This is a genomic window from Comamonas sp. (assembly GCF_036666375.1).
Taxonomy (GTDB): Bacteria; Pseudomonadota; Gammaproteobacteria; order Burkholderiales; family Burkholderiaceae_C; genus Comamonas.
This window is the reverse complement of record NZ_JAVWWA010000181.1, coordinates 1-5,514: the sequence shown is the minus strand read 5'-3', so window position 1 is coordinate 5,514 and position 5,514 is coordinate 1. Positions and strand designations below refer to the sequence as shown.

The window sequence follows — 5,514 nt, the reverse complement described above, 5'->3', positions numbered from 1 at the left end:
CTGGGTGCGATGCAAAGCCGCTTCGAGAACGCCGTCAGCAACATCGACATCCAGGTGGAAAACCTGTCGGCGGCGCGCGGACGCATTGTCGACGCGGACTTCGCCAAGGAAACCGCCAACCTGTCGCGCACGCAGATCCTGCAGCAGGCCGGCACGGCCATGGTGGCCCAGGCCAACCAGTTGCCCCAGCAAGTGCTGCAACTGCTGCAAAGCTGAGATCCGCGGATCAAGCAATCATGCCTGTCGCTGTGCAGGCCGCGGCCGGCAAGACAGGCGCGCGCCCCATGGCTGCGCGCCTTTTGGCGTGTTGTGCCCCTATAGCACAACGCAGTTCCAGCGAACAATCCAGCTTTCCGGGCTTTTTTCGGATGTTGAGCACCTTCACACTTTGACACAATCCCCCCATGCTCGTCATTCTTGGTTTACTCATCGGCCTCGCCTGTGTCTTCGGCACCTATGTCATGCACGGCGGCAATATCGGCGTGGTCGCAAAGGCCCTGCCATTTGAAATGCTCACCATCGGGGGGGCAGCGCTAGGGGCGTTCATCGTTTCGAACCAGCCCAAGGTGATCAAGGCCACGATGCGCGCGCTGCCCGCCGCGCTCAAAGGCTCCAAATACAACAAGGACCGCTTTCTCGAGCTGATGGCCCTGCTCTACGAAATCCTGCAGAAAGCGCGCAAGGAAGGCCTGATGGCCATCGAGTCCGATGTCGAGGCACCCGAGGAATCTCCGATCTTCCAGAAGTACCCGGAATTGCTCAAGGACCACCACATCATGGAATTCCTCACCGACTATCTGCGCATGATGGTCTCGGGAAATCTCAACGCCCACGAAATCGAATCGCTGATGGAAAGCGAAATCGAGACCCACCACCAGGAGTCGCATGCACCCATCGCGGCCCTGGGCAAGGTCGCTGGCGCGCTGCCCGCGTTCGGGATTGTCGCGGCCGTGCTGGGCGTGGTGAACACCATGGGCTCGGTCGGCCAGCCGCCCGCCGTGCTCGGCGCGATGATAGGCTCGGCGCTGGTCGGCACTTTCCTCGGGATCTTGCTGGCCTATGCCGTGGTCGAGCCGATTGCCGGCCTGATCGAGCAGCGTACGATGGATGCAGCCAAGGAATTCGAATGCATCAAGACCACGCTGCTCGCCAGCATGCAGGGCTACAACCCCGCGACCGCGATCGAATTCGGTCGCAAGGTGCTGTTCTCGACCGAGCGTCCCGGCTTCCTGGAACTCGAAAACCACGTCAAGGGCAAGAAGTAAGCCCGGACTCCACCGGCGTACCGCACCATGGCTGACAAAAAACTCCAACCCATCATCGTCAAGCGCATCAAGAAGGCCGCCCATGCCCCGCATGGCGGTGCCTGGAAGATCGCCTACGCCGACTTCATGACGGCGATGATGGCGTTTTTCCTGTTGATGTGGCTGCTGGGGTCGACCTCCAAGGGCGACCTGCAGGGCATTGCCAACTATTTCAACGCGCCGCTCAAGGTGGCGATGCAGGGCGGCGATGGTTCGGGCAACAGCTCGAGCATCATTCCCGGCGGCGGCAACGACCTGTCCAAGGTCCACGGCCAGGTGCAGCGCTCCGAATCGAACGAAAAGGCCGACCGCAAGCAAAGCCTGGACGCGGCCAAGGCCGAGCGCGCGCGCCAGGATGCGGTGCGCATCAAATCGCTGCAGGCCAAGGTCGACGCCATGATCACCGGCAACCCCAAACTCAACGAGTACCGCTCGCAGATCCGCGTGCTGGTGACTCCCGACGGACTGCAGATCCAGATCGTGGACGAGCAGAACCGCCCCATGTTCGACAGCGGCAGCGCCATCGTGAAGCCCTACATGCAGGACATCCTGCGTGCCGTGGGCGCCGCGTTGGGCGAGACCGAAAATCGCATCAGCCTTTCCGGCCACACCGACGCCGCGCCTTATGGCAACGGCAGCCGGGGCTACAGCAACTGGGAGCTTTCGGGCGACCGTGCCAATGCCTCGCGTCGCGAGCTGATTGCCGCGGGCATGCCCGCGGACAAGCTCGCGCGTGTTGTCGGCATGGCTGAAAGCGATCTGCTCGATACAGCAAACCCGCGTGCGCCGCAAAATCGGCGCATTACCATCACCGTGCTGACCCGCGAAGCCGAAGAACGGCTGTTGGGCAAAGAGCACACGCCTTTGCCTGTTGCAGAAAAGCACGACAATCCACCCGCTGGCACGCGATAGCAATCTTTTGTCACGCTTGCTACCGAGTTTGTCTTTCTCTCCAGAGCACATTACGACCGAAAGGGTCTCACGTGGCTAATGCCTTGCGTTTTTTGATCGTTGACGACTTTTCCACCATGCGCCGCATCGTGCGCAATCTACTCAAGGAAAGTGGTTACCCCGAAGCCGATGAAGCCGAAGACGGCGTGGTTGCGCTGCACAAGCTGCGCAACAGCAAGTTCGATTTTGTCGTCACCGACATCAACATGCCCAACATGAACGGCTTCCAGCTGCTCACCGAAATCAAGCAGGACGAGAAGCTCAAGCATCTCCCCGTGCTGATGGTGACCGCCGAAGCCCGCAAGGAAGACATCGTGGCAGCGGCGCAGAACGGCGCAGCAGGCTACATCGTCAAGCCTTTCACCAAGGCCACGCTCGAAGAAAAGGTTGGCCTGATCCTGAAGAAGCTGGGGATGTAACAGCATGGACAGCAACACGGCCGCCGAACCCGGCGAACTGCACTACAAGATTGGTGTGCTGACGCGTCAGCTGCATGATTCGCTCAATGAACTGGGCTTGGCAGATCGGCTGCGTGGTTCCATGGACGAGTTGCCCGATGCCCAGAGCCGGCTGTCCTATATCGCCCGGCTCACGGGCGAGGCCGCCGAGAAGGTGCTCAACCGCGTCGAGCAGGCGAAGGCCCAGCAGGCCTATATCGCCAGCGAAACGCGGCGCATGGTCGAAGCCCTGGTCAAGGACCCGGTCGCGGCCGTGGCCAAGGGCGACATCATGAACTTCCTCACCGACATGGAAGACGTGACACAGAAGGCCGACGAGCATCTGACCGAAATCATGATGGCGCAGGACTTTCACGATCTGACCGGCCAGGTGATCAGTCGCGTCGTGGCCCTGGCGTCCAACCTCGAGGATCAGCTGGTGCAGATGCTGATCCAGACGGCGCCTCCAGGCGGCGTGCCGCCGGCGGTAGCGGCTTCTGTCGCCCCCGCAGCCGTGGTCGGCGCCGCGGTGGCCACGGAATCGCTCGCCGGTCCCGTGGTCGAAGGCACGCGCACGGCGGAAGTCGTGACTTCGCAATCGCAGGTCGACGACCTGCTGGCCAGCCTGGGGTTCTGAAAACCCGGCCTTGGCCGAGCGGCGCAGGCCGCTCGCACGGCCATGCCCCGGCCCCTGGGCCGGCGCGCGCCTGCTTCACGGGCGGCAAGCCCCTGCCGGCACGGATGAACAGCAGGCTTTCGCGGCTGCTTTTCGGGCTTTAGCGAAACGAGGCCATGGCGACAATGGCGGTGACATTCGGTCACAAACGCCATGGACTCCAGCCAAGACAAAAATCTCCCCGCCACCGAGCGCAAGTTGCAAAAAACGCGCAAGGACGGCCAAGGTGCGCGCTCGCGCGACCTGTCGCACCTGGCGATCCTGGGCATGGGCGCGGCCGCGATGCTCATCGGCGCACAGCCGCTGACCAACCACCTCAAGCTGGCTTTCACGCACCAGTTCTCGTTCAACGCCCAGATCGTGCAGACGCCCGCGCTGATGCTCGAGCGCCTGCTGCAGATGGGCGCCATCGGCCTGATCGCCTGCGTGCTGTTCGCGCTCGCAACCATCTCGGCTGCGGTGATCAGCGGCATTCTGGCCGGCGGCTGGATCTTCAGCTTCACGCCGGTAGCCCCGAAATTCAGCCGGCTCAACCCGCTGTCGGGCATTGCCAACCTGTTTTCCAAGCAGCAGATGGTCACCGTGGTGAAGATGGTCCTGATGACCATCATTCTCTCGTTCGTGGCCTGGAAGTACCTGTCGGGCGGTCTCGAGGAAATGGCGCGCGTGATCAGCCAGCCTTCGCCCATGGCGCTGGCCATGGTCGGCGAGTGGCTGGCCGGCGGCGTCGCCGTGCTGCTGCTGGTGGTGTTCCTGGTCGCGCTGATCGACGTGCCGCTGCAGGCCTTCCTGTTCAAGTCGCGCCTCAAGATGTCGCACCAGGAAGTCAAGCAGGAACACAAGGAATCGGAAGGCAACCCCGAAATCAAGGGCAAGCTGCGTCAGAAACAACGCGAGATCGCCAACCGCGCCAGCATCGGCGCCGTGCCCAAGGCCGACTTCGTGGTCATGAACCCGACCCACTACGCCGTGGCGCTGCGCTACGACGAAGCCAACATGGACGCGCCCCAGGTCATTGCCAAGGGCACGGACCTGCTCGCGCAGAAGATCCGCGAAGTGGCCAATGCCCACGATGTGCCCGTGCTGCAGTCCCCCATGCTGGCGCGCGCGCTCTACGCGCACGCCGAACTCGACCAGCCGATTCCCGCGCCGCTGTACACCGCGGTCGCCCAGGTCCTGGCCTATGTCTACCGCCTCAAGGCCGCAATGCGCGGCGAAGGCCTGATGCCACAGGCGCTTGACGAAATCCCGGTCCCTCCTGAACTCGACCCGCACCAGCGGGCGGCCCCCCTCGCACCGCAACCGCGGGCAGCCCTCTAAGGCAGCGCCACAATGAACACTTCGATGAAATCCCTGCAGCTCATGGGCAGCAAATACGGCGCGGCCGCTCAGGGCATGTCGGCCCCGTTGCTGGTGGTGGCGATCCTGGCGCTGATGGTGCTGCCGATTCCGCCCTGGCTGCTCGACACGTTCTTCACGCTGAACATCGCGGTCGCGCTGATGGTGATGATGGTCGCGGCCTACATGATCCGGCCGCTGGACTTCGCGGCCTTCCCCACGGTGCTGCTGCTCACGACGCTGATGCGCCTGTCGCTCAACGTCGCCTCGACGCGCGTGGTGCTGCTCGAAGGCCACACGGGCCCGGGCGCGGCCGGTGCGGTGATCGAGGCTTTCGGCCACTTCCTGATCGGCGGCAACTTCGCGGTCGGTCTGATCGTGTTCGCGATCCTGGTGGTGATCAACTTCGTGGTGATCACCAAAGGCGCGGAGCGCATTGCCGAAGTCTCGGCGCGCTTCACGCTGGACGCGATGCCCGGCAAGCAGATGGCGGTCGACGCCGACCTGAACGCCGGCCTGATCAATGAAGACGAAGCCAAGCGCCGCCGCGCCGAAGTCGGCGAGGAAGCCAACTTCTTCGGCTCCATGGACGGCGCCTCGAAATTCGTGCGCGGCGATGCGATCGCCGGTATCCTGATCCTGGTGCTGAACATCGTCGGCGGCTTCATCATCGGCATGGCCCAGCACGGCCTGACGGCCGGTCAGGCCGCCGACAACTACGTCCTGCTGGCCGTGGGCGATGCGCTGGTCGCGCAGATTCCCGGCCTGCTGATCTCGGTGGCCGCGGCCATGGTGGTCTCGCGCGTGG

The 5,514-nt window shown here is 63.4% G+C and carries 7 protein-coding genes; all 7 read left to right on the top strand.

Features of this window, described 5'->3' with window-relative positions; all coding sequences use genetic code 11:
• On the top strand, positions 1-216 hold a 216-nt coding region (locus RR928_RS24065; RefSeq protein ID WP_332549849.1), incomplete at its 5' end, for a flagellin.
• Positions 217-404: 188 nt separating this feature from the next.
• Positions 405-1,265: a flagellar motor stator protein MotA gene (gene motA, locus RR928_RS24060; protein WP_332537058.1), complete on the top strand. Its 861-nt coding sequence runs from the start codon at positions 405-407 to the stop codon at positions 1,263-1,265.
• A gap of 27 nt (positions 1,266-1,292) precedes the next feature.
• Positions 1,293-2,216: a flagellar motor protein MotB gene (gene motB, locus RR928_RS24055; RefSeq protein ID WP_332537057.1), complete on the top strand. Its 924-nt coding sequence runs from the start codon at positions 1,293-1,295 to the stop codon at positions 2,214-2,216.
• A gap of 71 nt (positions 2,217-2,287) precedes the next feature.
• Entirely contained in the window at positions 2,288-2,674 is a 387-nt protein-coding gene (gene cheY, locus RR928_RS24050; protein WP_213305261.1) for a chemotaxis response regulator CheY, read from the top strand.
• Positions 2,675-2,678: 4 nt separating this feature from the next.
• Positions 2,679-3,329 carry a protein phosphatase CheZ gene (locus tag RR928_RS24045; protein WP_332537055.1) on the top strand — a complete coding sequence of 217 codons (651 nt, stop codon included), beginning with the start codon at positions 2,679-2,681 and terminating at the stop codon, positions 3,327-3,329.
• Between the two features lie 192 nt (positions 3,330-3,521).
• On the top strand, positions 3,522-4,688 hold the full coding sequence (locus RR928_RS24040) for an EscU/YscU/HrcU family type III secretion system export apparatus switch protein (RefSeq protein WP_332537054.1): 1,167 nt from the start codon (positions 3,522-3,524) through the stop codon (positions 4,686-4,688).
• 12 nt (positions 4,689-4,700) lie between these two features.
• A partial coding sequence (locus RR928_RS24035) for an FHIPEP family type III secretion protein (RefSeq protein ID WP_332684570.1) occupies positions 4,701-5,514 on the top strand: 814 nt, incomplete at its 3' end.